This window comes from Crossiella sp. CA198, assembly GCF_052078295.1.
Classification (GTDB): domain Bacteria; phylum Actinomycetota; class Actinomycetes; order Mycobacteriales; family Pseudonocardiaceae; genus Crossiella.
Genome location: NZ_JBQJIM010000024.1, coordinates 39,553 through 64,682, shown reverse-complemented (window position 1 = coordinate 64,682; position 25,130 = coordinate 39,553). Strand labels below are relative to the sequence as shown.

Genomic DNA, 25,130 nt, shown 5'->3' with positions numbered 1-25,130 from the left:
CGGCGTGGCCTGGCGGTTCGCCTCCCTGCGCGGGCGGTTGCTGGCCGGCACCATCCTGCTGGCCACCATCGGCATCGTGGTGGTGGACGCGGCCGCCTACCTCGGGCTGCAGCACTACCTGCAGGTCCGGGTGGACCAGGCGTTGCGGGTGGTCGAGCTGCGGGTCAAGCAGATCGACAAGGATCACCGGGAGCTGACCAGGGAAGCGGTCGAGGCGATGGGCGCGCTCGGGCCCAGCGGCAGCTACTTCGCCCTGATCGACGGCGCCGGTCAGGTGATCAGGGAGGTCCAGGTGGACCGCCCCGGTGGACCGCCGGAGCCGGTGCCCGACCTCTCCGACGCGCAGCGCAAGGCCGCGGGCGGCGAGCCATACACCGTGCTGGCCAAGGGAAATCCCGATCTGGAGTACCGCACGCTGGTGGTCTCGCTGACCCAGCCGCTGCGCACGCCCAGCGGCAGCGTGGCGCACACCGTCGTGGTGGCCACCTCGTTGCGCCCCAACGCCGACACCCTCGCCGGACTGGCCGGGTTCGGCCTGATCGCCACCCTTGGCACCGTCGGCCTGCTCGCGATGCTGTCCCTGTGCGTGCTCTGGGTCGGGCTGAAACCGTTGCGGGACATGGCCGCCAACGCCACCGCCATCGCCGCGGGCGATCACACCAGGCGGATCGGGGTGACCGGCGGCAACACCGAGGTGGACCAGCTCGCGCACGCGGTCAACCTGGCCTTCGACGCCCGGCAGCGCTCCGAGGAACGGCTGCGCAGCTTCATCGCCGACGCCTCGCACGAGCTGCGCACCCCGCTGACCACCATCCGCGGCTGGGCCGACCTCTACCTGCAGGGCGTGGACGATCCGCAGGTGGTCGAGCTGGCCATGACCCGGATCGAGGACGAGGCCACCCGGATGCACTCGCTGGTCGAGGAGTTGCTGCTGCTGGCCCGGCTGGACCAGGGCCGCCCGCTGACCGCCGAACCGGTGGACCTGGGTGTGCTGGCCGGGGACGCGGTGGCCGACGCGATGGTGGTCGACGGCGAACGCGAGATCACCCTGGCCGTCACCACGGTCGACGCGGTGGTGCGCGGTGATGCCAACCGGCTGCGCCAGGTGCTGCGCAACCTGCTCGGCAACGCCCTGCAGCACACCCCGGCGGGCAGTCCGGTGCACGTGGCGGTGCGCGGGGTCGGCGCGGGCGGGGTCGGTGTGGTGGTCGCCGACGAGGGACCAGGGCTGTCCCCCGATCAGCTCGGCCGGGTCTTCGAGCGGTTCTACCGCGGTGATTCCTCCCGCGGCCGGGGCGGGGCCGGGCTGGGGCTGAGCATCGTGCGGGCGATCAGCGAGGCGCACGGCGGTTCGGTCTGGGTGGACTCGCAGCCGGGGCAGGGCGCGGCGTTCACCGTGGTCATCCCGCGCGGAACAGCCGACGTCAGCAAACTGTCAGGTGACATTCGGTGAACCGGCAGGTGGTCCTGGTCACCTGGAGTCGTTCCCACGAGGAGGGCTCCGCGATGACCGAGACCATGGCCGCACCGCCGTTCCCCATGCAGCGGCAGTGCCCCTTCCACCCGCCACAGGAGATCGGCGAGCTGCGCGACAGCGCGGCGCCGATCGCCCGGATGACCTTTCCCAGCGGTGACGAGGGCTGGCTGCTGACCCGGCACGCCGACATCCGGTTCGTGCTCAACGACCCCCGGTTCACCGTCCGCAACCGCAGGTTCCTCTTCACCAAGCTCCAGCAGGAACCGCAGCCGGTCCGCCGGGGCATGCTGCTGAGCATGGACGCGCCGGAGCACCCGGCCTACCGCAAGCTGCTCACCAGGGAGTTCACTGTCCGGCGGATGCAGCACCTGCGGCCGCGGATCCAGCAGATCGTGGACGAGCACCTCGACGCCATGTCGGCCAAGGGCGGGGTGGTCGACCTGGTGGAGGAACTGGCGCTGCCGGTGCCCTCGCTGGTGATCTGCGAGCTGCTCGGCGTGCCCTACGCCGACCGGGACCACTTCCAGGCCGTCACCGTGGACCTGCTCCGGCTGGACACCCCGCCGGAGCGGCGCAAGGCGGCGGTGGACGAGTTCGACCGGTACCTGGGGGTGCTGGTGCGCACCAAGCGGCTGGACCCCGGCGAGGACCTGCTGTCCGACCTGATCGCGCGCGCGGACGCCGGTGAGGAGCTGATCGACGACGAGGTGCTGGTCAGCTTCGCCTTCCTGCTGCTCGTCGCCGGGCACGAGACCACCGCGAACATGATCGGCCTGAGCACCGCGGTGCTGCTGGAGAACCCGGACCAGCTCGAGCTGCTCAAGAACAAGCCGGAGCTGGCGGACAAGGCGGTCGAGGAGCTGCTGCGCTACCTGACCATCATCCACCTGGGCCTGCAGCGCAGCGCCCTGGAGGACGTGGAGATCGACGGCCACCTGATCAAGGCGGGCGAGATCGTGGCACTGCACGTCTCCGGGGCCAACTTCGACCCGGCGCTGCTGGAGGACGCCGAGCGGCTGGACATCACCCGCCAGCCGGTGCCGCACCTGACCTTCGGCTTCGGCCCGCACCAGTGCCTTGGCCAGCAGCTGGCCCGGATGGAACTCCGGGTGGTGTTCAGCACGTTGTTCGAACGCTTCCCCACGCTGGCGCTGGCCGCGCCGCTGGCGGAGATCCCGTTCCGCTCGGACATGGCCATCTACGGCGTGCACAAGCTGCCCGTGCGCTGGTGAGAGAGGAGTTCCGCCGATGAAGGTGCTGATCGATCAGGACCGCTGCTGCGGCGCTGGCTCCTGCGTGCTGGCCGCGCCGGAGGTGTTCGACCAGCGGGAGGAGGACGGCATCGTGGCGCTGCTGGATCCGGCTCCCGATGATTCCCAGCGCGCCCTGGTGGATGATGCGGTCAGCCGCTGTCCCGCGGCCGCGATCTCAGTAGTGGAGTAGACACGGTGTTGCGTCAGGTCGTCGTGGTGGGTGCCTCGGCCGCTGGGTTGACCACGGTGGAGGCCCTGCGCAGGGGCGGGTACGAGGGCAAGGTCACGCTGGTCGGCGCGGAGCCGCACCTGCCGTATGACCGCCCACCGCTGTCCAAGCAGGTCCTGTCCGGGGACTGGGCTCCTGAACGGGCCCGGTTGCGGGCCGAGGACCACCTCGACGGCCTGGACGTGGAACTGGTCCTGGGCAACGCCGCCACCAGCCTGGACCCGGTGCTCGGGCGGGTGGAGCTGGCCGACGGCACCGGGTTGAACTATGACGGGCTGGTGATCGCCACCGGCGTCTCCGCCCGCACCCTGCCCAGCGCCGAGGGCCTGGCCGGTGTGCACGTGCTGCGCACCCTGGACGACGCGCTCGCGTTGCGCGCCGACCTGCTGACCGGGCCCAGGGTGGTCGTGGTCGGCGCCGGGCTGATCGGCTGCGAGGTCGCCGCCACCGCGCGCAAACTCGGCGCCGAGGTGACCATCGTGGAACCCCTCGACGCGCCGATGGTGCGGGTGCTGGGCGCGCGGATCGGCGGGCTGATCAGCCAGGTGCACGCCGATCACGGGGTGCCGGTGCGCACCGGGGTGGGCGTGGCCAGCCTGGCAGGCTCGATGGGCCGGGTCACCGCGGTGCTGCTGGCGGACGGCACCAAGCTGCCCGCCGACGTGGTGGTGCTGGGCATCGGCGCCAACCCGGCGGTGGGCTGGTTGCGGGGCAGCGGGCTGACCGTCAGCGCGGCCGGGGTCGAGTGCGACGCCACCTGCCAGGCCGTGCCAGGGGTCTACGCCGCGGGTGACGTGGCCAGCTGGACACACCTCGGCCTTGGCGCCCAGCTCCGGCTGGAACACCGGACCAACGCGACCGAACAGGGCATCGCGGTGGCCAAGAACCTGTTGGCCGGACCGGCGGACGCTCAGCCGTACCAGCCGCTGCCCTACTTCTGGACCGACCAGTACGACCTCAAGATCCAGGGCTTCGGCCTGCCGGCCGCGCAGGACGAGGTCGAGGTGGTGGAGGGCGATCTGGACTCACGCAAGTTCGTGGCGCTGTACCGCCGCGCCGGTCGGGTGACCGGCGCGGTCGGCTGGAACAGCGCTCGGGCCATGCGGCCCTACCGGCAGCAGGTCATCGACGGGATGACACCGGCCGGAGCCTGACCTGGGTCAGCTGATCGGGAAGTTGCGGGTGCGGTCGCTCTGGCTCATCTGGAGCCGGTCGCCCCAGGAGGAGAGCTGGCTGCCGTCGGAGAACTGCAGGTCCACCCGGAAGTTGAACCGCCAGGTGTCGTTGCCGTTCGGGTCGATGCGCAGGTGCAGGTTGCCGCCCTGGAGCAGCTCCCAGCGGCTCGGGTTGTGGATGTACATGCCGAACGGACCGTTGTCGCTGTGGTCGTCGAAGTCGCCGAAGGCGTTGGCCACCCTGGCCGCGGTGGTGCCGTTGCGGTCGACGGCGGTCACCGTGATGTGGGTGTCGTGGTCCTTGTCCTCATCGTTGGTGTGGAAGAAGACGGTGGCCCTGGTCAGGTGGGCGCCGGGGGCCGGGAGCTGCCCGGCGAAGGAGGCGGCGTCCAGGGTGATCGACTTGGCCGGGACCGGCGTCGGCGAGGCCATCGCGGCCGGGGTGATGACCAGGGTCGCGACGGCGGCGGTCAGCGCGGCCAGCTTGGACAGGTTCCGCAAGGTGTTCCCCCTGTGCTCGGGTCGGATTCGGTGGCCACAGCCAAGCGCCGGGGGCGGTCGCGGTGCTTCGGCATAACTACGTACGCGGGTGCTTCGGCACTAAAGTGAGTCCCGGCCGTACGCCCGAATGGGCACACCCGGATAGAGAACATTGACGCAGCGCCCGTTGCTCCAGGTGCACCAGTACGGTCCGCACCGGGGTCACCGGGTCTTGAGCGCGGGGGGATGCTGTGCCACAGGTCCGTGTGCAGCCGGGCAGGTCCGCTTTTGTCGGCCGGGAACGGGAACTCGCCGAACTGGTGTCCATTGTGGACGGACCGCCGTCGGCCCGGTTCCGGTTCGTGCAGATCGTCGGCGAGCCGGGCATCGGCAAGAGCCGCCTGCTCGCCGAACTCGCCGACGCGGCGCGGGACAAGGGCCAGGAGGTGCTGCTCGGCCGGGCCTCGGAGTTCGAGACCTGCCGGCCCTTCGGCGTGTTCGCCGACGCCCTCGACGACCATTTCGCCGCCCTCGGCCCGGCCTGGTACGAGCGGCTGGGCGCGGTCACGGTGGCCCGCTGCGCCGCGGTGTTCCCGGCCTTCGGCGCGCCAGGCCAGGACAACCTCGGCGCGGAACGCCATGTGCTGCACCGCGCGGTGCGGGCCGCGCTGGAGGCGGTGGTCGGCAGGGCCGGGCTGGTGGTGGTGCTGGACGACCTGCACTGGGCCGATGTCGCCTCGCTGGAACTGCTGGACCACCTGGTGCGCAGGCCGGGCCGGGGCAGGCTGACCTTCGTGGTCGCGCACCGGCCGCGGCAGCTCTCGGTGGCCGGGCACACCATGCTGGCGCGGGCGATGAGCGACGGCCACGGGCACCGGCTGGAACTGGGCCCGCTCAGCCAGGAGGCCACCGCGCTGCTGCTCGGCGCCGAGGCGGGCAAGGCCAGGGTGGCCGGGCTGCACCGGGCCAGCCAGGGCAACCCGTTCTACCTCCAGGCACTGGCCACCGTCACCGATCCGGTGCTGTGGCAGCAGACCCCGGCCGAGCTGAGCGAGGAACTGCCTGCGCACGTGCGGGCCGCGTTGCTGTCCGAAGTGGACAGACTGAGCCCGCTGGCCCGGCTGGTGGTGCGTGGCGCGGCGGTGGCCGGTGAGCCGGTGGACGCCGAACTGGTCGCGGTCACCAGTGTGCTGCCGGTGCCGCAGGTGCGCGCCGCGCTGGACGAGGCGCTGGCCGCGGACGTCTTCCGCGGCGGCACCGGCGCCCGCGCGGTGGAGTTCCGGCATCCGCTGCTGCGGCACCTGGTCTACGACGCGTCCCCGCTGAGCTGGCGGGACGGCGCGCACCGCAGGCTGGCCGAGGTGCTGCACCGGCGGGGCGCGGCCCCGGAGGTCCGGGCCAGGCACCTGGAGCTGACCGCCCGGCCAGGGGACACCGCGGCGGTGGAGGTGCTGGTCGAGGCGGCCCGCCGGGTCCGCTTCCGGGCGCCTGCCACCGCGGCCCGCTGGCTGGCCGCCGCGCTCGGCCTGGTGCCCGCGGTGTCCACAGAGGACCGGGTGGAACTCCAGGTCGAACTGGCCGACGCGCTCACCGCGGCCGGGCGCACCGAAGAGGGCGTTGAGGTGCTGCGCAGGCTCATCCGCGGCCGCAGGCCCGGTGGCTCGCCCGCGCAGACCCGCGCGGTGGTGCTGTGGTCCACGGTGGAGCGCTGGCTGAGCCAGTTCCGCGCGGTCGCGCCGGTGCTGCGCGCCGAACTGGTCACGGTGGACGAGTCCGATCCGGTCACCGCGGCCACCCTGCACCACGAGCTGGCCTACGTCGAGCACGCGCTGGGCAACCAGGCGGTGGCCGAGGCGCACGCCACCGCGGTCGCCCGCACACCCCCGGTGCCGGAGGTGCGCGGCCTGCAGGCCAGCGCCTGCGGACTGTTGTCCTACAACCGGTTCCAGCAGCGAGACATCCCGGCCGCGGCGGAGTGGATCGACCGCTCCATCGCCGATTTCGACGCGCTCACCGACGACGAGCTGGCCCAGCACCTGCTCGCGATCGAGCACAGTCACTGGGCCGGGCTGTTCCAGGGCCGCTACCCGGACACGGTGCGGCAGGCCAAGCGGATCCTGGCGCTGGCCGGTGGTTCCGGGCACCACCTGGTGGTGCTGCGCAGCCAGCTGCGCGCCGCCACCGCGCTGTACATGCTGGGCGAACTGGTGGAGGCCGAGCAGTTCGCCGAGGAGGCCATCGAGGTCGCCACCCTGGTCGGTCAGCCCTTCGAGCTGGCCCTGAGCCTGTTGCTGACCAGCGAGATCGCCGGGGACCGGGGTGATCTGGACCGGTCGGTGCGATTGGCCGAGGAGGTGGTGGAGCTGGCCCGCAAGCACGAGTTGCGCTCGATGGGCCCCGCGGTGTTCCAGCTCGCCGAGGCCCGCCGGATCTCCGGCAGGCCGGTGGACCTGGCCGCCGACTTCGCCGAGCTGAGCTACGAGCACCCGTCCCGGCGGGTGTGGGAACTGCCGAGTTTCCAGCTGGAGCAGCTGGTCGCGCACGCCACCGCGCTGGGCGATTTCCACTACGCCGAGCAGGCGCTCAAGCACTGCCAGACCCTGGCGCACGAGCTGCTCCGCGGCTCCACCGGCCACGCCCTGCTGTCCGAGGCCCTGTTGCTGCTGGCCCGCAAGGAATCCGGCCGGGCCGCCGAACTCGCCCGCGCCGCGGTGACCAGCTTCGCCGCCGACGGCCTGCCCTTCAACGTGGGCAAGGCGCACCTCACCCTGGGCGCGGCACTGGCCGAGTCGGGCGAGCGCGCCCAGGCCCTGGCCGAACTGGACCGGGCGATCGTGCTGTTCACCGAGTCCGGCGCGGACCGCTGGGTCGAGCAAACCGTGAAACTGCAACGCAAACAGGGCCGCCGGGTGCCCAAGGCCGCGCCCAGGGTGTCGCCGGGGGAGCTGACCGTGCGAGAGTCCGAGATCGCCGAGCTGATCAGCCAGGGCTTCCCGAACAAGGCGATCGCGGAACGCCTGGTGCTCAGCGAACGCACGGTGACCACGCACGTGTCCAACATCCTGGCCAAGACCGGGCTGCCCTCGCGCACCGCGCTGGCGGCGCACATGTTGCGCGCCGCCAACGGGGACTGAGCCGGTCAGCTCAGCCGGATGCCCACCGCGTACGCGGTCAGCGCGGCGGGCGAGGCCCCGCCGTGGTCCTTGGACCCGGCCCGGTAGGCGCGCGAGCTGCCTGCCACCGGTGTCAGCTGCCACAGCAGGTTGCCCGCGCCCTGCCAGTGCACCTCGGCGCCGCCGCCGGTCAGCGCGAAGCCCTCGGCCAGGGTCGCGGTCGCCCCGGGGTGGTTGGTGAAGGCGGAGCCGCCGGGCAGCACGCTGCCGGAGACCCGGCCGGCAGGCAGGTTCCGGTTGAGGTAGACGCCGTAGGCCACCACCTTGGCCGGATCGCCCTGGTTGTGGTCCTTTCCACGGGCCTTCCAGGTTTCGCCGCCGGTCGGGAAGGAGGCGGTGGCCAGGTTGCCCGCACCGGTCCACTGGAGGTTGAACCCGCCGCCGAGCAGCGCCCAGGAGTCGGCGCCGGGGTTGGGCGCCTCGGCCTCCGGGTGCCCGGCCACCGCGCTGGTGGCCTCGGTGACCCGCAGCTGCGCACGCAGCGCCTCCGCGCTCATCCCCGCGATCCTCAGCCCGATCACGTAGCCGCGCAGGCTGTGCGGCTGGCTGCCGTGGTGGTCCTTCGAGCTGGCGGCCCAGCCGGTGAACCCCGGCAACGGGTAAGAGGCGGTGAGCAGCGCGCCATTGCCCTGGTTGGTCGCGACCGCGCCACCGCCGACGGCCACCACGTCCGCGTCCGGGATGGTGACCCGGTGGTCCCGGATGTGCGCGGCCACCGCGCTCGCGCGTTCGTACACGGTCACGGTGACCTTGCCGGAGGCATCCCGGTAGGTGTTGACCAGCGTGCCCGCCTCCGAGGGTTCGGCGGTGGCGCTGAGCTGGGCGCCCGCCGCCAACAGGCAGACCGCGGTCAGGGCGGTGAGCAGGATCTTGTTCGGCTTGCGCACGGGATGCCCTTCGATGGTCAGGGGTGACCGCGCCAGCAAACCGGGTTTGGCGGCCGGGTGGTTCGTAGGAAGTGCGTACGGCCGCTGGTCTGCCCAAAAGGATCGCGGGAGTTGGCGGCCCGCCGCTCGCGCGCCGCCAACCCGGGGTGCGTGGACTCAGAACAGGCGGATGCCCAGTGCCCACACGGACATCGTCGCGGGCGAGTTGTGCCGGTGGTCCTTGGCGCCTGCCTGGAAGGTCCGGGTCAGACCGGCCGCGGGCCGGAGCTGCCACAGCATGTTGCCCGCGCCCTGCCAGTGCACCTCGGCTCCCCCGCCGGTGAGCGCGTAGTCGGCGCCCACGCTCGCGGCAGCCTCGGGGTGGGCCGAGTGCCCCGCGTGCCCTGGCTCTCGGACGGCGGTCACCGTGCCGACCGGCAGGTGCTTCTTGATGTAGATGCCGTAGGCGTCGATGGCGGCCGGGTCGGATTCGATGTGGTCCTTCGACTTGGCCTTCCAGGAGAGCGCGGAACTCGGGTAGGAGGCGGTGGCGAGGTTGCCGGCGCCGCCCCACTTCACGTTGAACCCGCCGCCGAGCATCTCAAAGGGACCGCCGGTGGGCGGCGGGCCCACCTCGGCCTCCGCGTGCGAGGCCATGCTGCCGGGGTTCTTGTTCACGTGGATGTAGCGTTCCCGCAGGTCGTGCCCGCTGATCCCGGCGATCTTCATGCCGATCACGTAGACGGACAGGTCGTGCGACTGCGCCTCCACGTGGTCCTTCGAGGTCGCCCGCCAGCCGCGCTTGTCCTCGCTGGGGTAGGAGGCGGTCAGCAGCGCGCCGTAACCCTGCTTCCAGGCGACCGCGCCACCGCCGACGACCGCCATCTCCGGGTCCGGCATGGTCACCATGTGATCCCGGTGCAGCTGCTGCTGGTGGCTGCGCCGCTCGAAGACGGTCACCGTGACGCGGCCGGAGGCGTCGGTGTGACTGCTGATCGGGGTGCCCACATCGCTCGCGCCGCTGGGTTCGGCGGTGGCGCTGACCTGGGTGCCCGCGGCCAGCAGGCTGAAGGCGGTCAACGCGGTCAGCAGGACTCTGTTCGACTTCCGCACGAGTGGTCCTTCCATCTGGGGGTTGGCCGGGCAAGCCGATCAGGACCGGCCGGCCGGCGGCTCGTAGGAAGCGCGTATGGCCCTTTGTCTGCCCTAAAGGGATCGGGGGTCGGCTGTGTCCACTCGGTACGGTGGGATCAAGGGGGATTCATGGCTTGGGCAGGACGTTCCCGCGAGCTGGACGAACTGGTTGCTTTCCTTGGCGCACAACGAACCTGGGGGGTCCGGTTCGCGCAGGTGACCGGCGATCCCTGGATTGGCAAGACCGCGCTGGTCAGCCGGGCCCGCCGGGCGGTGCCGGAGCTGGAGTTCGCGACCGACCTGCGCGGGGGCCTGGCCGGGGCGCCGGTGGTGCTGCTGGACGATCTGCACCTGGCCGGTCCGGACACCTTCGCCTTGCTGGCCAAGCTGATCCGCGCGCCCGATCGGTTGCGGCTGACCGTGCTGCTCGGCTACCGGCCGCGGCAGCTCGCGCCGGCGGTGCAGGCGCTGCTGGACGAGGTGGACGGGCTCCGGCTGGAGCTGGGGCCGTTGTCCCTGGCCGAATGCGGTGCGTTGCTCGGCGCGGCCAGTCCGGCCAGGGTGGCCGAGTTGCACGCGGCCAGTGGTGGGAATCTCTGTTACCTCAAGGCGTTGGCCGAGGAACCGTCGGCGGGTGCGCTGACCGCACTACTGTCCGAAGTGGACGGACTCGGCGAGACGGGGGCGCTGGTGCTGCGGGCCGCCGCGGTGGTCGGCGAGGCGATCACCGCGGACCTGGTCACACCGGCCAGTGACTGCCTGCCGGCCAGGGTGCGGCAGGCACTGGACGCGGCGGTGGCCGCGGATCTGTTGCGGGAGAACGGGGCGGTGCTGGAGTTCCGGCATCCGGTGGTACGGCGGATGGTGTACGGCTCGGCCCCGCACAGCTGGCGGATCGAGGCGCACCGCAGGGTGGCCGCGGTGCTGCTGGCCCAGCGGGCGCCCGCGCCGGAACGGGCCCGGCAGCTGGAGTTCGCGGCCCGGCCCGGTGACCGGGGCGCGGCCGAGGTGCTGGTGCGGGCCGCGCGCGAGGTGCGCGGCCGGGAACCGGCCACCGCGGCCCGGTGGCTGGCCGCGGCGCAGCGGCTGTGCCCGGCGCCGGAGGTGCGGCTGGAACTGGCCGACGTGCTCATCGCGGCCGGGCGCACCGAGCAGGGCATCGGGCTGTTCCAGGAGGTGGTGGGCTCGGCGGGGCCGATCGCGGCCAGGGCGGTGATCCGGTACTCGGCGGTGGAGCGGATGTTCGGGCGCAACCTGACCGCGCGGGCGGTGCTGCGCCGGGTGCTGGACAGCAGACCGGACGCGGATCCGGTGGAACTGGCCGCGGTGCGCACCGAGCTGGCCTACGCCCTGCACAACACCGGCGACACCGCGGGCGCGGTCCGGCTGGCCGCCGAGGTGCTCGGCACGCCGTTGCCCAGACCGGACGCGCTGATCCACGCGGCCTGCCACTCGCTGCTGGCCTACCACCACTGGACCTTGGGAACCATCGAGGCCGCCCAGCACGCGGCCGAGCGGAGCATCGCGCTGGTGGACGAGGCCACCATGGGCGAGCTGGCCGACTGGCTACTGATCGCCGAGCAGTGCGTGGGCATCGTGCTGCACCTGGGCCGCTTCGCCGACGCGCGGCGGCTGGGCGACCGGATGCAGCAGGTGGCCAGGGACACCGGGCAGCGGCTGGTGCTGATGCGCGGGCACCTGCGCTCGGCCTTCGGCCAGGTGCTCGCCGGCGCGTGGGCGCAGGCCGAGGTCAACCTGGCCGAGGCGGCCGGGCTGGCCGGGCACATCGGCAAGCCGCCGGTGCTGGGCTACGCGCTGTCGCTGCGCGGCTACCTGGCAGGCGAACGCGGTGACGCGGCGGCCGCACTGAGCTTCGCCGAGCAGGCCGAGGCACTGGCCCCGGCCGGTGATCACCCGTGGTGGGCCCAGGTGCGCTGGCAGCTGGGCGAGGCGCGCCGGGCGATGGATCTGCCGGTGCCCGCGGACTTCCTGGCCGAGGTGCGGGACAACCTGCTGGCCCCGCACCTGGAGCAGCTCACCGAGAGCGCGCTGCGCCGCGGTGACCCGGTCGAGGCCGCGGACTGGGCCCGCCGCTGCCGGGCCGCCGCGAACGAACCGGGCGCGCTGGCCTACGCCCTGCTGGCCGAGGCCCGGCTGCTGCTGGCCGGTGGCGAACGCGGTGCGGCGGCCCTGCTGGCCGGGGAGGCGGTGCAGGGGTTCGCCCGCACCCCGTTGCGACCGGGCCAGGCCAGGGCGCACCTGGTCGCGGGCAGGGCGCTGGCCGGGCTCGGCGAGCGGGCCGCCGCGCTGGGCGAGCTGGACCGGGCCAGCGAGTTGTTCGCCGCCTGCGGGGCGAACCGGTCGCTGGAGCAGACGATCCGGGTGCAGCGCGGACTCGGCCGCCGGGTGTCCAGGGCGGCGGGCCGGGTGGCGCCGGGTGAGCTGACCGCGCGGGAACACCAGGTCGCCGGGCTGGTCAGCCAGGGCTGCACGAACCGGACCATCGCGGACCGGCTGGCGCTGAGCGAGCGCACGGTGACCACGCACGTGTCCAACATCCTGGCCAAGACCGGGCTGCCCTCGCGCACCGCGCTGGCCGCGCACCTGCTCAGGGGTTGAACGGATCCTCCGGCCACTTGTGCTTCGGGTAGCGCCCGCGCAGCTCGGCCCGGACCTGCGGATACCCGTTGCGCCAGAAGGATTCCAGGTCACTGGTGACCGCGGCCGGCCGACCGGCGGGGGAGAGCAGGTGCAGCAGCACCGGCACCCGGCCGTCGGCGATCCGCGGTGTGCTGGTCCAGCCGAAGGCCTGCTGCACCTTGACCGGCAGCACCGGCGTCGCCTCGCCGTAGTCCAGCCGGGCCCGGTTGCCCGAGGGCAGCGCGATCCGCTCCGGGGCCAGTTCGTCCAGCCGTCCGGCCACCGGCCAGGGCAGCAACCGGCGCAGCGCGTGGCCGGCGTCCACCTTGGCCAGATCGGCCCGCCGCCGCGCGGTGGTCAGCTCCGGGCCGAGCCAGCGCTCCAGCCCGGCCAGCAGGGTTTCCTCGTCCATCGCGGGCCACTGCTCGCCGAAGACCTGGTGCAGGAAGGCCAGCCGCTGCCGCAGTCCGCGCGAATCGGGTGTCCAGCGCAGCAGGCCCAGCCCCTCCTTGCGCAACCCCTCGGTCAGCGCCGCCTGCACCGCGGCCCGGTCCGGATCGCGCAACGGCTTGTCCGACAAGGTGATCGCGCCCAGTCGGCGCACCCGCCGGGCCACCACATCGCCGTCTGCCCAGCCGATCTCGTCCACAGTGGACAACAGACTCGCCCCGGCCGAGGTGGCCAGTGCCTCATCGGCCACCGCGGCCAGCCGGATCCGGCCGTGCGTGCGACCCGGCTCCCGGTCGGCCACCGCCACCGCCAGCCACTCCGCCTCGCCCAGCCCGTCGCCGTCCCCGCGCAGTTCCACCGCGGTGCCCCCGGCCATCAGGTACACCCCGGTCTGCCCGGACCGCTTGCGCGCCAACCGTTCCGGGTAGGCCAGCGCCGCGATCAACGCCGGATCGTCCTTGCCGCCGGGGGTGTCCGGCAGCGAGCGGGCCAGCCGGTCCGCCTCCCGCCGCCACCGGCTGCTGGCCGGGCCGCGCTCGTTGCGCAGCCGCCGCAGTGAGGCGGTCAGGTCCGCCGAGGCGGCCAGGGTGTCGTCGTCGAGCACCGCGACCACCTCCGCCGCCCGCCGCGACCCGACCCGGCGCGAACCGTCCACCAGTGCCCTGGCGAAGCGCGGATGGGTGCCCAGTTCGGCCAGTTCCCGGCCACGTGTGGTGAGTTCGCCCTCGGCGTCCAGCGCGCCCAGCGCGTGCAGCACGGTCCGGCCCGCGGCCAGCGCGCCGGCCGGGGGCTGATCCCACCAGGACAGCGCGGAGCCGTCCGGCGTGCCCCAGACGGCCAGTTCCAGGGCCAGCCGGGTCAGATCGGCCAGCCGGATCTCCGGTTCGGGATAACGCGGCAGGGCGGACTGCTCGTGCTCGGGCCAGCAGCGGTAGACCCGGCCCGGCGCCTCCCGCCCGGCCCGGCCCGCGCGCTGTTCGGCCACTGCCGCGGACACCCTGGTGGTCACCAGCCCTGACATGCCGCGCCGATGGTCCACAGTGGACACCCGGGCCAGTCCGGCGTCCACCACCGCCCGCACCCCCGGCACGGTCAGGCTGGACTCGGCCACCGCGGTGGCCAGCACCACCCGCCGCCGCGGCCCCGGCCGCAACGCCGCGTCCTGCGCCGCCGAGGACAGCCTGCCGTGCAACGGAAGCACATCCGCGTCCAGTCCGGACAGCGCCGCGGCCACCCGGTTGATCTCGCCCACCCCCGGCAGGAAGGCGAGCACGTCCCCGTCGCCCTCGGCCAGCGCCACCCGCACCGCCTGCGCCACCGCCTGCTCGATCCGCTGCCCGCGCACCGGCGGCAGGTACCGGGTCTGGGTCGGGAAGGTCCGCGCGTCCACCCGGATCACCGGCGCGTCCCCGAGCAGCCCGGCCACCTGCTCGGCCGCCACCGTGGCCGAGGTGGCCAGCAGCCGCAGGTCCTCGCGCAACCCGGCCCGCGCGTCCAGCAGCAGCGCGAGCAACAGATCCGCGTCCAGGTGCCGCTCATGGCACTCGTCAAGCACCACGATGTCCACAGTGGACAGTTCGGGATCGTGCTGCAGCCGCCGCACCAGCAGTCCGGAGGTGACCACCTCGATCCGGGTGCGCGCCGAGCGCTTGCGGTCCCCGCGCACCGCGTAGCCCACCGTCTCCCCGACCGGTTCGCCCAGCAGCTGGGCCATCCGGGCCGCGGCCGCCCGCGCCGCCAGCCGCCGCGGTTCGGCCACCACCACCCTGGCCCCGCCCTCGGCCAGCGCGAGCGGCACCAGGGTGGTCTTGCCCGTGCCCGGCGGCGCGACCAGCACCGCGGCCCCGTGCGCGGTCAGCGTGCGGACGATCTCGGGCAGCGCCGGGCGAACCGGCAGGTCGGGCAGCTCCACAGCCACACAGTCTGCCCTGGCACACTCGGCCGCATGAGCGCACTGGGGCGGATCGGCGCCGGACTGGCGATCACGGTCGCGGTCGCGGCGGTCGGCCGGATGGTCAACTCCGCGTGGGTGATGCGCAAGGTGGCCCCGCCACCGGCCGAGCCACTCGCCGAACCGGTGGCGGTCGCCGCGATCATCCCGGCCCGCGACGAACAGGCCACCATCGGCCGCGGCGTGGCCGCCCTGCGCGCCCAGCGGCACCCGAACCTGCGGATCATCGTGGTCGACGACTCCTCCGCCGACCGCACCGCCGAACTGGTCGCCGTCCAGGCCGCCCAGGACGAGCGGGTCACCCTGGTCCGCGGCGAGGACCCGCCGCCTGGCTGGTCCGGCAAGGTCGCCGCGATGGCTGCCGGGGCGCACGCCGCCGGTGAGCCGGAGTGGCTGCTGTTCATGGACGCCGACGGTGTGGCGGGTCCTGGGCTGATCGGCCGCCTGCTCGCCGCCGCTGAGGCCACCGGCGCGGACCTGGTGTCCAGTCCCGGCGCGATGCGGCCCAGCGCGGGCGCCAGCCTGCTCATGCCCGCGGCCGTCGTGGCGATGTTCGAGGTCGTGCCGCCCAACCGGAACACCAAACGGGTGCTCGCCATCGGCCAGTGTCTGCTGCTGCGCCGCAGCGCGTACGAGCGCATCGGCGGCTGGGCCGCGCTGGCCACCTCCACCACCGACGACGTCGACCTGGCCACCCGGGTCCGGGACACCGGTGGCCGGGTGCTCATCGTGGACGCCACCGCCGAGCTGGCCGCCCAGGGCCACGACGGGTTCGGCCAGCTCTGGCGCTCGCTGCGGAAGAGCTTCGTGGTCGGCAGCGACGGCAACGTGCCGCTGCTGGCCGCCGGGGCCGTGGTGAGCCTGGTCTTCGGCCTCACCCCGCCGCTGGCCACGCTCACCGGCCTGGCCCGCCGCAACCCAAAGATCGCGGTGGCCGGGCTGATCGGCTGGGCGGCCCAGGGTTACGGGCACCTGCTCTTCGCCCGGTTCTTCCACCAGCCCGCCGCGACCGCGCTGCTCGCACCGCTGTCCTGGGCCGCGCTGGGCAGTGTGCTGGCCGCCAGCCTCGGTCAGGTGCTGCGCGGCACCGCGACCTGGCGAGGGCGCTCCGTCACCCGCTGAGTTCAGCCAGATCCGTTGCGTGACAACGGAATAACGTCTTGCCGAGATCGCTTATCCTCTTGTCGACTAGTTAGTGAAGCTAACGAAGATCATGGAGGCAGAGTGCGTTCGGCCGAGGAGTCCACCGACCAGAGCGCACAGCGGTTACCCGCCGAAGTCTGGGTGCTGGTCGTGGCCAGTTTCGTGATCGCGATCGGCTTCGGCATCCTGGCCCCCGCGCTGCCCAGTTACGCCGCCAGCTTCGACGTCGGCGTCACCGCGGCCTCCATCGTGATCAGCGCCTTCGCCTTCATGCGACTGGCCTTCGCCCCGGTCAGCGGCAAGCTGGTGACCAGGTTCGGCGAACGCCCGATCTACCTGATCGGCATCCTGATCGTCGCGCTGTCCACCGGCGCCTGCGCCTTCGCCGACTCCTACTGGCAGCTGCTGCTCTTCCGTGCCCTCGGCGGCACCGGGTCCACCATGTTCACCGTGTCCGCGGTGGCCCTGCTGGTCCGGCTCAGCCCGCCGCACCTGCGTGGCCGCGCCTCCGGACTGTGGGGCACCGGCTTCCTGCTGGGCAACGTGATCGGGCCGATCTTCGGCGGCGTGCTGGTGTCCATCTCGCTCAAACTGCCCTTCCTCGGCTACGCCGCCGCGCTGGTGCTGGCCGCCTTCGTGGCCTGGCTGTTCCTGCGCCGATCCACCCTGGCCGCGCCGGTGAAGAACGACAACGGCCCGGTGCTGACCGTGCGCGAGGCGCTCAAGCACCGCGCCTACGTGGCCTCGCTGGCCTCCAGCTTCGCCAACGGCTGGGCGGTGTTCGGCGTCCGGGTCTCGCTGATCCCGCTGTTCGTCTCCGCGGTGCTGCTGCAACAGCCCAGCATGGCCGGCTGGGCGATGACCGTGTTCGCGGTGGGCAACGCGGCCATGCTGCTGCTGGCGGGCTGGCTGGCCGACCGGCAGGGCCGCAAACCACTGGTGCTGATCGGCCTGGTCATCTCCGCCATCGGCACCATCTGGGTCGGCTTCACCACCTCGGTGCCGATGTTCCTGGCCTCCTGCCTGGTCGCCGGGCTGGGCGCCGGTCTGCTCAACCCGCCGCAGAACGCCGCGGTCGCCGACGTGATCGGCAACCGGGGCCGGGGCGGTCCGGTGCTGGCCGGGTTCCAGATGGCCGCCGACGTCGGCGCGATCATCGGCCCGCTGGCCGCCGGGGCGATCGCCGAGACGATCTCCTACCAGGCCGCCTTCGCGGTCACCGGGCTGCTGAGCCTGCTCGCCGCGCTGGTGTGGCTGGCCGCGCCGGAGACCCTGCCGAGCAAGGTCGAGCAGGCCGAGCAGGCGGCGGAATCGAACCGGGGTGTCGCGGTGGCCGCGGAGTGCGGCTGCCTGGACGAGGGGCCCGAGGTGCCGCTGGGCGCCAGGGTGGCCGGGAAGCCCCGTCAGCCCGAGGCCTGAGACTTGGGAACGTGGGGGGCCGGCGCCCTCGCAACCGGCCCCCCACGTGTCCGCCGAGTGTGCAGGTCGTCACCCGTACTAGGGAATGGGGACTCCCGGCGGCAGTCGGGTCCGGCGCTACCCACTGTTGATAAACAGTTGTGGCGAAATCCAGTCCTGAACTGAAAACGGCAGTTCAGGGTCTTCCGGCGGTATGCGCGTTTGCGCGCCGGGTCACCGCCGGAAAGTTCCGACGGTAATTCAATGGAACTTCGCTCACCCGCCCGCGCTCACCCCGATGAGTGAGCCCACCAGGTAGGTGGCACCCGCCGCGATCGCGCCGAAGAGCAGTTGGCGCAACCCGTTGAGCCACCAGGGCCGGGTGGTGAACCTGGCCACCACCGCGCCCGCGATCACCAGGCCGACCCCGCCCACCAGTAGACCAGCCGGCAGGGAGTCGTAGCCGAGCAGGTAGGGCAGCAGCGGGAACAGCGCGCCCACGGCGAAGCAGAAGAACGAGGAGATCCCGGCCAGCCAGGGCGAGGGCTGTTCGGTCGGGTCCACGCCCAGCTCCTGGGTCAGGTGCACCCGCACCGCCAGTTCCGGGTCCCGGTGCACCTCGGTGGCCACCCGGCGGGCGGTGTCCTCGGTCAGCCCCATGTCCACATAGGACTCGACCAGCTCCGCCAGCTCGGCCCTGGGATGTTCGCGCAGCTCTCGGCGCTCCACCTCCATCTCGGCCCGCACCTGGTTGTTCTGCGTCTCCACCGAGGCGTACTCGCCCAGCGCCATGGAGAACGCCCCGGAGACCAGCCCGGCCACCCCGGACAACACGATGAAGTGCGCGCCTGCCCCGCTGCCGCCCACGCCCGCGACCAGCGCGATGTTGGTCACCAGCCCGTCCATCGCGCCGAAGACGGCAGGCCGTAGCCAGCCGCCGGAGACATCGGAGTGCACGTGCCCGACTTCCTCGGCGCCACTGCTTTCCGGTGCGGTCATGAAATTTACGTTAGGGCGTTGCCGGGAAAACCGACATTCGACTCACGGGGTTCTCATCCGATGACCATTAGGCTGCGGCCGAGACCGCCGCACGGTGGTCGGTTCGTCGCTGGAAAGGACCAAGACGTGGGCGGTGCCGAGCGCAACGCGCGAAAGCGGAAGCAGGATGCCGCCGCGGCGGCCAAGGCGATGGCTTCGGCCCGCAAGAGCGACCGCACCAAGATGTGGGTCGGCGTCGGGGTGGTCGTGATCATCGCCGCCGCGATCTTCGGCGGCATCTACTTCACCGCGCAGACCGACAACACCGTCACCGCAGGCGCGATCCCCAAGGTCCAGGTCAACCCGACCTACCCGGTGACCAGGGACAACGCGATCGTGGTCGCGGGCAAGGACACCGCGAAGGCCACCGTGGACCTGTACGCGGACTTCCTCTGCCCCGGCTGCGGCGGCTTCGAGAAGCAGTTCGGCACCCAGATCCAGGACAAGCTGAACTCCGGTGAGCTGAAGGTCCGCTACCACATGCTGCCGATGCTGGTGAAGCTGTCCAGGCCGGAGGGCTACTCGCTGGACTCGGCCAACGCGGCCCTGGCCGTGGCCAAGGCCGCGCCGGAGAAGTTCCCGGACTTCTTCGCCAGCCTCTACGGCAAGCAGCCGAAGGAGAACGGCGCGGGCTACACCAAGGAGCAGCTGATCCAGCTCGCCCGCGACCTGGGCGTGCCCGGTGAGGACTTCGCCAACGACATCCGCAACGGCGCCAACAACCAGGCGCTGCAGGACTCCTTCGCCAACGTGGACAACGACCCCGGCTTCAAGGACGCGGGCGGCTTCACCGGCACCCCGGCCGTGGTGGCCGACGGCAAGAAGGTGGACCTGCAGAACACCCCGACCTGGTTCGAGGACCTGTTCAAGAAGTAGCCCTCACCCGATTCCCGGAACCGGCGCGTCCCCGGTGCTCCACCGCACCAGGCGACGCGCCTTTCCGGTTTCCGTGCGCGGCACCACACCCGGTTCGACCACGGTCACCGCGCAGCCGATGCCCAGCCGCTCGCGCAACGCGCCGGTCAGCTCGCGTTGCAGCGCCTCCCCGTCCACCGCGGCCGCGAACGGCTCCACCGCCACCCGCAGCTCCGGCCGCGCGGCCACCCGCCGGTCCTCCACCACGAGGTAGTGCGGGCTGACCCGCTCATCGGCCAGCAGCACCGACTCGATCTCGGTCGGATACACGTTGACCCCGCGCACCACCAGCATGTCGTCCGCGCGCCCCAGCAGCTTGCTCATCCGCCGCAAGGTGCGCGCCGAACCCGCCACCGGCCCGGCCAGACTGGCCACATCCCCGCTGCGGTAGCGGATCAGCGGCATCCCGGTCTTGGTCAGCGTGGTGAACACCAGCTCGCCGGGAGTGCCGTCCGGCACCGGCACCCCGTCGGCGTCCACGGCTTCGACGTAGAAGTGGTCCTCGGCCACGTTGAGCATCCCCTCGGAGTCCAGCGACTCGCAGGCCACCCCGGGTCCGATGATCTCGGAGAGCCCGTAGATGTCCAGCGCCCGCAACCCGAGCAGCTCCTCGATCTGCCGCCGCATCTCCGGCGTCCATGGCTCCGCCCCGAACACCCCCACCTGCAACCCCAGCTGCGCCGGCGAAATCCCCGCCGCCCGCAACGCCTCACCCAGGTGGATCGCGTAGGAAGGCGTGCAGCACAACACCTCCGCCCGCAGATCCACCAGCAACCGCACCTGCCGCTCGGTCATCCCACCGGACAACGGCAGCACGGTCGCGCCCAGCCGCATCCCCCCGTGATGCACGCCAAGCCCACCGGTGAACAGCCCGTACCCGTAGGCGTTGTGGATCCGGCTGCGCGCGGTCACCCCGGCCCCACCGAGCGCCCTGGCCATCACCCGCGCCCACACGTCCACGTCGTGCGCGGTGTAGGGGATCAACGTCGGCCGCCCACCGGTCCCCGAGGACCCGTGCACGCACACCACGTCCTGCTCCTCCACCACCCGCAACCCGAACGGGTAGTGATCCCACAGATCCCGCTTGCTCAACGTGGGCAACAGATGCAGCTCAGCCAGCCGCACCTCCCGTCCACTGTGGATCCCGCACTCCCGCAACCGCCCAGCCAGCACACCCCCGGCCCCCAGCACCCGATCCACCACCCCCCGCAACCGCCGTTCCTGGAGCACGGCCCGCCGCTCCGGCGAGGCGCCCTCGGCGTCGGGATCGGTCAGTACCGGGTTCACTGTGCGCATGCACGGGGTCTACCAGCCCAAACACCGTTGGCCAACCCCCGATTTTTGTTCATGAGGGGAGATGGGGTACGGTATCCAAGCACTGAACGGGAGAGAAAAACTCCAGGTCAGCGCACCGGAGACGGGGCTGTAGCGCAGTTGGTAGCGCACCACACTGGCAGTGTGGGGGTCAGGGGTTCGAATCCCCTCAGCTCCACTCGGTTGAGATAGCCCCAGAAGCCCTGGTGACACGGTCCACAACGTGTCCCAGGGCTTCTGGCATTTCCGGGCCAGGTGCCGACGAGCCTGCTTATCTGTCCTTTGTGGACGGTGACCCGGTGGCCGCGTCGAGCAGCGCCGCCGCCGCCGCTCGGGCGTGCTCACCACATCCGGGATCGTTGAACACCATTGCCCTGCTGGCGACTCCGTCGGCGAGGATCGCGAGTTGCTCGCCGAGGATCTCCGGATGTGCCGCGCCGAGCTGGCGCACCAGCTCGATGACGCGGTGGGTGAAGCGCTGCTTCTCCTGGCGGGTGTGGGCGTGCACCGGGCTGTCCGGGTCCGGGAACTCGGCGGCGGCGTCGATGAACGGGCAGCCGCGGATGGGCCCGGTTCCGGTGCGGGGCACGGTGAACAGTTCCAGGAGTCGCTGTCTGGGCGACAGGTCCGCCCGGTCCAGTGCGTGGTCGATCGTGTGTCCGCTTTCGGCGAGGTGGCGCAGATAGGCCACCACCAGCTGGTCCTTGGTGGGGAAGTGCAGGTAGAGGGTGCGTTTGGAGACCGGGGCGTGGGAGGCCACCTGCTCCATGCCGGTGGCGGTGATCCCCTGTGTCTCGAACAGCGCCATGGCCGCGGCCAGGATGCGTTCCCGCGCTCCGCGTCCGCGCCGGCGGGCGGTCTCGTCCTGCTCAGCCACGCTGTGAAGTATACGTCACCGTTTACCTCATGCCGGTCGCCTGCTACGGTCCTCCACAAGGTAAACGGAACCGTTTACTTCAGCTGTGTGACACCACCCGGAGGCGAGGCCATGACCACCGGCTACCCACCCGAATACGCCGAACACCTGATCCGTGCGCGACGCGCCACCCGCGCGTTTCGTCCCGATCCCGTCCCCGACCACATCCTCCGCGCCGTCTTCTCCCTGGCCGGCGCGGCGCCGTCCAACTCCAACACCCAGCCCTGGCACGTGGAGGTGGTCAGCGGCGCCGCCCGCGACCGCCTCGCCGAAGCGCTGGTGGCCGCGCACACCCGGAACGACCTCTCCCCGGACTTCCCCTACCGCGAGGACCTCTACCAGGGCGCCTACCGCCGACGGCGTCAGTGCGCGGGCGAGCGGCTGTACGCGGCGGTGGGAATCGGTCGCGCGGACCACGCCGCCCGCGCTGCCTACAACGCCCAGAGCCTGCGCTTCTACGGCGCGCCACACGTCGCGCTGCTGTTCACCCCGGCCAACGCCGAGGTGCGCATCGCCGCCGACGTGGGCATCTACGCGCAGACCCTCATGCTGGCGATGACCGCCTACGGCCTAGCCAGCTGCCCACAGGGACTGCTGAGCTTCTACGCCGACACCATCCGCGCCGAACTGGGCGTGCGGGACAGGAAGGTCCTGCTCGGGATCTCCTTCGGCTACGCCGAGGAATCCGCTCCGGCCAACACCGTCCGGGTCGTCAGGGCCGAACTCGCCGAGACCACCCGATTCCACTCCTGAACCCCCGTCAGGCCACCGGCAGGTTGGGCGGCGACTTGAACTCCAGCCACCGGCTGGTCACCACCGCCTCGACGGAGTGCGGCACACCCCGTGGATGCAACAGCGTCCCACCGGCGTGCAGCTCGCACGGCTGCCCCGCGATGGTCCCGCGCAGGTGTCCGGACAACAGGTAGATGAAGCTGTCGTGATCATGCTGGTGTTCCGGCGAGCGGACACCCCGCGGATACTCGATCTCCATCAGCAGCCCGGTCCCGGTCCGCAGCGGCACCCGGTACCGACCGGCCCCGCCCAGCAGCGGAAGTCCTTCAACCTGTGTCAGTGGCAGCCACATGCGCCCAGTCTGCGTGACCAGGCTAGGTTGCTCGGATGGGTCTCCTCGAAGATGTGGCCGAGCGCGACGGCTGGCGCTGCTGGGTGTGCGACGAACCGGTCGACCCCGGTAAGTCGGTCAACGACTCCCTGGGGCCCAGCGTTGACAGCCGCACCGCCGACCGCAAGGCCAAGATCGCCGAGCGGCTCGCGCACCGCGGCTGCAACTCCCGCAAGGGCGCGGTCAAGGTCGTCATCGCCTGGCCGGACCGCCTGCATGTGGTCGAACCCGCACCGCTGAGCACCGTCGCCACCCGGCTGGAGCGCAAGGGCGGCCGCGAGATGGTCGCCCGCTGCCCGACCAAGCGGGACGCCCAGGAGGCGGCGGACTGGCTGGTGGACCGGTTCTCCCGACTGGTGCCAGGGCTGCCGGTGACCACCAGCATCGAGCCGGGCGGCGGCCAGTTCCTGGTCATCCTGGCCACCGGGCGCCGCTGACCGGTGCAGGTCAGGTCGTGCGGCCTGGCCTGGCGTGCGACCCGTCCTGACCTCGGCCGCGAACAACCGGTCGGCTGGGCCGCTCGCCTGCATTACGTCGGGTTATGCCGAAATGTCAGTATGGACGGCTTTTCCACTCGGTCACGCTGAAGATCGCGAAGACCGGCTGGAAGGCGTGGCATGTCCGAGGAAGCACGACGGGTCGCCGAGACCGTCCTGGAGCTGGTGCTCCGGCATCAGCGCAAGCTTGGCGGGCCGGTGGGGGGTTGTGCGCCGCGTTGTGCGCGGTGTCTGGCCGCTCAGCTGGGGCAGGTGGAGCGCAGCGTCTTGGCCGGGGTGCCGGTCGTGTTCGTGTTGCCCGCCTTTCCCGGCAAATCGCCGAATGCGGCCAAGGTGCTCGGTGCGGTGCCGGATCTGGCCGAGCGGTTCGCGCTGGAGTTCCTGGACGGGCTCATCGCCGAGATCGGCACGGTTCATCTGCCCGGCGCCGAGTTGGTGATCGGCTCCGACGGGCGGGTTTTTGGTGATGTGGTGGGCATTCCGGATGAGGACATCAGCACCTATCAGCGGGAACTGCAGGTGATGATTGACGGCCTGCCCGGCCGCCGGATCCGGTTGTTCACCCTCGATGACATTCCGCTGCTGGCCGGTCAGGGCCACCACCGGGCCAGGGAACTGCTGGTGGAGGGGTTTGCCGAGGATCTGGATGCGATCAGGGAGCGGGTCCGGGCCGGCGTTGACGTCGAGTTGTACCGCGCTCTCACCCGGTTCCTGTTCGAGGACGGGGACACGCCGGCGTATCAGGGCAGCCGGGCCGCGCTGCAGCGGAGCGCGCGGGCACGGGCTTACCTGATGATGCAGCGCAGCAAGGCCTGGGGCGATCTGCTGGTCGAGTACTTTCCCTCGGCGGTGCGCCTGTCCATCCACCCACAGCCTTGCGGCGCACCGAAACTGGGCGTCCATCTCGCCGAGACCGCCGACAGCTGGCTCACCCCGTGGCACAGCGTCGCGGTTGATCTGGGCGATCGGTTCGTGCTCATGAAGCGGGCCGAGGCCGAGGCCGCGGGGGCTGAACTGGTCAGCAGGGACGGGCGGCCGAGTCACTTCGCGATGTCCCGGTCTCGCGTCGAAGTCGCCTAGAACATGTTGCCGGACAAGGAGAAGCAGATGACCGCCGACATCGTCGTGGAGAAGCTGAGCCCGTTCGGGGTAGTGGTGCGTCCGGCCCGGCCCGCCGCCGCGGTGACCGAGTTGCCGCTCGATCGGTTGCGTGAGCTGGCCAGGGCCCATCATCTGGTGCTGCTGCGGGGTTTCTCCGCCTTCGCGGGGCCGGCGGAACTCACCGGGTGGTGCGGTGAATGGGGCGAACTCGCGATGTGGCCGTTCGGCGCGGTCCTCGAACTTCTCGAGCATGACCGGCCCGAGGACCACATCTTCGACCACAGTTACGTTCCGCTGCACTGGGACGGCATGTACCGGCAGCAGGTGCCGGAGTTCCAGATCTTCCACTGTGTCAGCGCGCCCGGCGCGGATCAGGGTGGCCGGACCACCTTCTCGAACACCCCCGCGGTGCTGGCCGACGCTGACCCGGACAGCCGGCGGCTGTGGGAGCGGGTCACCGGCACCTACCGCCGCAAAATGGAGTTCTACGACAGCGAAGCCGTTTCCCCGGTGGTGACCACGCATCCCGTTGGCGGGTTCCCGGTGCTGCGCTACGGCGAACCCGCGATCGCCGGGGACCCGGACTTCATCAACCATCCCGACCTCGAGTTCACCGGTGTCGGCGCGGTCGAGCTGGAGCGTTTTCACCGGAGTCTCCGGGAGGCGCTGTACGCGCCCGCCCATTTCTACGCGCACGCCTGGCAGGATGGCGATGTGGTCGTGTCCGACAATTACACGCTGCTGCACGGGCGGGAGGCATTCACCAGCCGCGCGCCCCGGCATCTGCGCCGGGTGCACGTGCTCGGTGACCCGCCGTTGGACAACCCAGCGCTGGTCCGTTCCTGACCGATCGGAGA

At 71.8% G+C, this 25,130-nt stretch carries 21 protein-coding genes and 1 tRNA gene; 14 read left to right on the top strand and 8 right to left on the bottom strand.

Going from position 1 to position 25,130, the window contains the following annotated elements:
* Positions 1–4: 4 nt before the first annotated feature.
* Genes ACTOWY_RS33725 through ACTOWY_RS33710 form a run of 4 tightly spaced genes read left to right on the top strand, consistent with a single transcriptional unit; the run spans position 5 to position 4,113 of the window.
* Positions 5–1,453: a sensor histidine kinase gene (locus ACTOWY_RS33725; RefSeq protein ID WP_441313649.1), complete on the top strand. Its 1,449-nt coding sequence runs from the start codon at positions 5–7 to the stop codon at positions 1,451–1,453.
* Positions 1,450–2,709 (top strand): cytochrome P450, encoded by a 1,260-nt coding sequence (locus ACTOWY_RS33720; protein ID WP_441313648.1) that lies wholly within the window; start codon positions 1,450–1,452, stop codon positions 2,707–2,709. Before ACTOWY_RS33725 ends, ACTOWY_RS33720 begins: the two co-directional genes overlap by 4 nt.
* A gap of 16 nt (positions 2,710–2,725) precedes the next feature.
* Positions 2,726–2,920, top strand: a complete 195-nt coding sequence (locus tag ACTOWY_RS33715; RefSeq protein WP_441313647.1) for a ferredoxin — start codon at positions 2,726–2,728, stop codon at positions 2,918–2,920.
* A 5-nt stretch (positions 2,921–2,925) separates the two neighbouring features.
* A complete protein-coding gene (locus tag ACTOWY_RS33710; RefSeq protein ID WP_441313646.1) occupies positions 2,926–4,113 on the top strand; it encodes an NAD(P)/FAD-dependent oxidoreductase in 1,188 nt (395 codons plus the stop codon).
* A 6-nt stretch (positions 4,114–4,119) separates the two neighbouring features.
* On the opposite strand, the gene ACTOWY_RS33705 is transcribed toward ACTOWY_RS33710, so the two are convergent.
* The gene (locus ACTOWY_RS33705) at positions 4,120–4,635 is read right to left on the bottom strand and encodes a hypothetical protein (RefSeq protein WP_441313645.1); all 516 of its coding nucleotides are present in this window, start codon (positions 4,633–4,635) and stop codon (positions 4,120–4,122) included.
* A gap of 230 nt (positions 4,636–4,865) precedes the next feature.
* Between ACTOWY_RS33705 and ACTOWY_RS33700 the strand changes: the two genes are divergently transcribed.
* Positions 4,866–7,748: an AAA family ATPase gene (locus tag ACTOWY_RS33700; RefSeq protein ID WP_441313644.1), complete on the top strand. Its 2,883-nt coding sequence runs from the start codon at positions 4,866–4,868 to the stop codon at positions 7,746–7,748.
* Positions 7,749–7,753: 5 nt separating this feature from the next.
* Here the strand turns inward: ACTOWY_RS33700 and ACTOWY_RS33695 are convergent, their stop codons facing one another.
* Together ACTOWY_RS33695 and ACTOWY_RS33690 are read right to left on the bottom strand one after the other, a co-directional pair.
* Positions 7,754–8,674, bottom strand: coding sequence for a hypothetical protein (locus ACTOWY_RS33695; RefSeq protein WP_441313643.1), 921 nt, complete (start codon positions 8,672–8,674; stop codon positions 7,754–7,756).
* Between the two features lie 156 nt (positions 8,675–8,830).
* Complete coding sequence (locus ACTOWY_RS33690) at positions 8,831–9,766, bottom strand: hypothetical protein (RefSeq protein WP_441313642.1); 936 nt, start codon at positions 9,764–9,766, stop codon at positions 8,831–8,833.
* A gap of 150 nt (positions 9,767–9,916) precedes the next feature.
* Between ACTOWY_RS33690 and ACTOWY_RS33685 the strand changes: the two genes are divergently transcribed.
* Complete coding sequence (locus ACTOWY_RS33685) at positions 9,917–12,406, top strand: LuxR C-terminal-related transcriptional regulator (RefSeq protein ID WP_441313641.1); 2,490 nt, start codon at positions 9,917–9,919, stop codon at positions 12,404–12,406.
* On the opposite strand, the gene hrpB is transcribed toward ACTOWY_RS33685, so the two are convergent.
* Positions 12,396–14,789: an ATP-dependent helicase HrpB gene (gene hrpB, locus ACTOWY_RS33680; protein ID WP_441313752.1), complete on the bottom strand. Its 2,394-nt coding sequence runs from the start codon at positions 14,787–14,789 to the stop codon at positions 12,396–12,398. The genes ACTOWY_RS33685 and hrpB overlap by 11 nt on opposite strands.
* Before the next feature lie 33 nt (positions 14,790–14,822).
* On the opposite strand from hrpB, the gene ACTOWY_RS33675 reads away from it, so the two are divergent.
* A complete protein-coding gene (locus ACTOWY_RS33675; RefSeq protein WP_441313640.1) occupies positions 14,823–15,950 on the top strand; it encodes a glycosyltransferase in 1,128 nt (375 codons plus the stop codon).
* Between the two features lie 102 nt (positions 15,951–16,052).
* Positions 16,053–17,390 (top strand): MFS transporter, encoded by a 1,338-nt coding sequence (locus ACTOWY_RS33670; protein ID WP_441313639.1) that lies wholly within the window; start codon positions 16,053–16,055, stop codon positions 17,388–17,390.
* Between the two features lie 255 nt (positions 17,391–17,645).
* On the opposite strand, the gene ACTOWY_RS33665 is transcribed toward ACTOWY_RS33670, so the two are convergent.
* A complete protein-coding gene (locus tag ACTOWY_RS33665; protein WP_441313638.1) occupies positions 17,646–18,368 on the bottom strand; it encodes a VIT1/CCC1 transporter family protein in 723 nt (240 codons plus the stop codon).
* Positions 18,369–18,494: 126 nt separating this feature from the next.
* On the opposite strand from ACTOWY_RS33665, the gene ACTOWY_RS33660 reads away from it, so the two are divergent.
* The gene (locus tag ACTOWY_RS33660; RefSeq protein ID WP_441313637.1) at positions 18,495–19,283 is read left to right on the top strand and encodes a DsbA family protein; all 789 of its coding nucleotides are present in this window, start codon (positions 18,495–18,497) and stop codon (positions 19,281–19,283) included.
* A 3-nt stretch (positions 19,284–19,286) separates the two neighbouring features.
* Here ACTOWY_RS33660 and ACTOWY_RS33655 read toward each other — a convergent pair whose 3' ends face one another.
* Positions 19,287–20,618, bottom strand: a complete 1,332-nt coding sequence (locus ACTOWY_RS33655) for a phenylacetate--CoA ligase family protein (RefSeq protein ID WP_441313636.1) — start codon at positions 20,616–20,618, stop codon at positions 19,287–19,289.
* Between the two features lie 123 nt (positions 20,619–20,741).
* Here ACTOWY_RS33655 and ACTOWY_RS33650 point away from each other — a divergent pair.
* A tRNA-Ala gene (locus ACTOWY_RS33650) sits at positions 20,742–20,814 on the top strand.
* A gap of 93 nt (positions 20,815–20,907) precedes the next feature.
* Here the strand turns inward: ACTOWY_RS33650 and ACTOWY_RS33645 are convergent.
* On the bottom strand, positions 20,908–21,513 hold the full coding sequence (locus ACTOWY_RS33645) for a TetR/AcrR family transcriptional regulator (protein ID WP_441313635.1): 606 nt from the start codon (positions 21,511–21,513) through the stop codon (positions 20,908–20,910).
* Between the two features lie 111 nt (positions 21,514–21,624).
* Between ACTOWY_RS33645 and ACTOWY_RS33640 the strand changes: the two genes are divergently transcribed.
* Positions 21,625–22,305 (top strand): nitroreductase, encoded by a 681-nt coding sequence (locus ACTOWY_RS33640; protein ID WP_441313634.1) that lies wholly within the window; start codon positions 21,625–21,627, stop codon positions 22,303–22,305.
* Positions 22,306–22,312: 7 nt separating this feature from the next.
* Here ACTOWY_RS33640 and ACTOWY_RS33635 read toward each other — a convergent pair whose 3' ends face one another.
* Positions 22,313–22,636 carry a cupin domain-containing protein gene (locus ACTOWY_RS33635; protein ID WP_441313633.1) on the bottom strand — a complete coding sequence of 108 codons (324 nt, stop codon included), beginning with the start codon at positions 22,634–22,636 and terminating at the stop codon, positions 22,313–22,315.
* Between the two features lie 35 nt (positions 22,637–22,671).
* Here ACTOWY_RS33635 and ACTOWY_RS33630 point away from each other — a divergent pair, with 35 nt between their 5' ends.
* The 3 genes from ACTOWY_RS33630 (at position 22,672) to ACTOWY_RS33620 (ending at position 25,119) form a co-directional block, all read left to right on the top strand.
* A complete protein-coding gene (locus ACTOWY_RS33630; protein WP_441313632.1) occupies positions 22,672–23,112 on the top strand; it encodes a hypothetical protein in 441 nt (146 codons plus the stop codon).
* A 180-nt stretch (positions 23,113–23,292) separates the two neighbouring features.
* A complete protein-coding gene (locus ACTOWY_RS33625; protein ID WP_441313631.1) occupies positions 23,293–24,252 on the top strand; it encodes an L-tyrosine/L-tryptophan isonitrile synthase family protein in 960 nt (319 codons plus the stop codon).
* A gap of 27 nt (positions 24,253–24,279) precedes the next feature.
* Positions 24,280–25,119 (top strand): TauD/TfdA dioxygenase family protein, encoded by an 840-nt coding sequence (locus ACTOWY_RS33620; RefSeq protein ID WP_441313630.1) that lies wholly within the window; start codon positions 24,280–24,282, stop codon positions 25,117–25,119.
* Positions 25,120–25,130 lie beyond the last annotated feature (11 nt).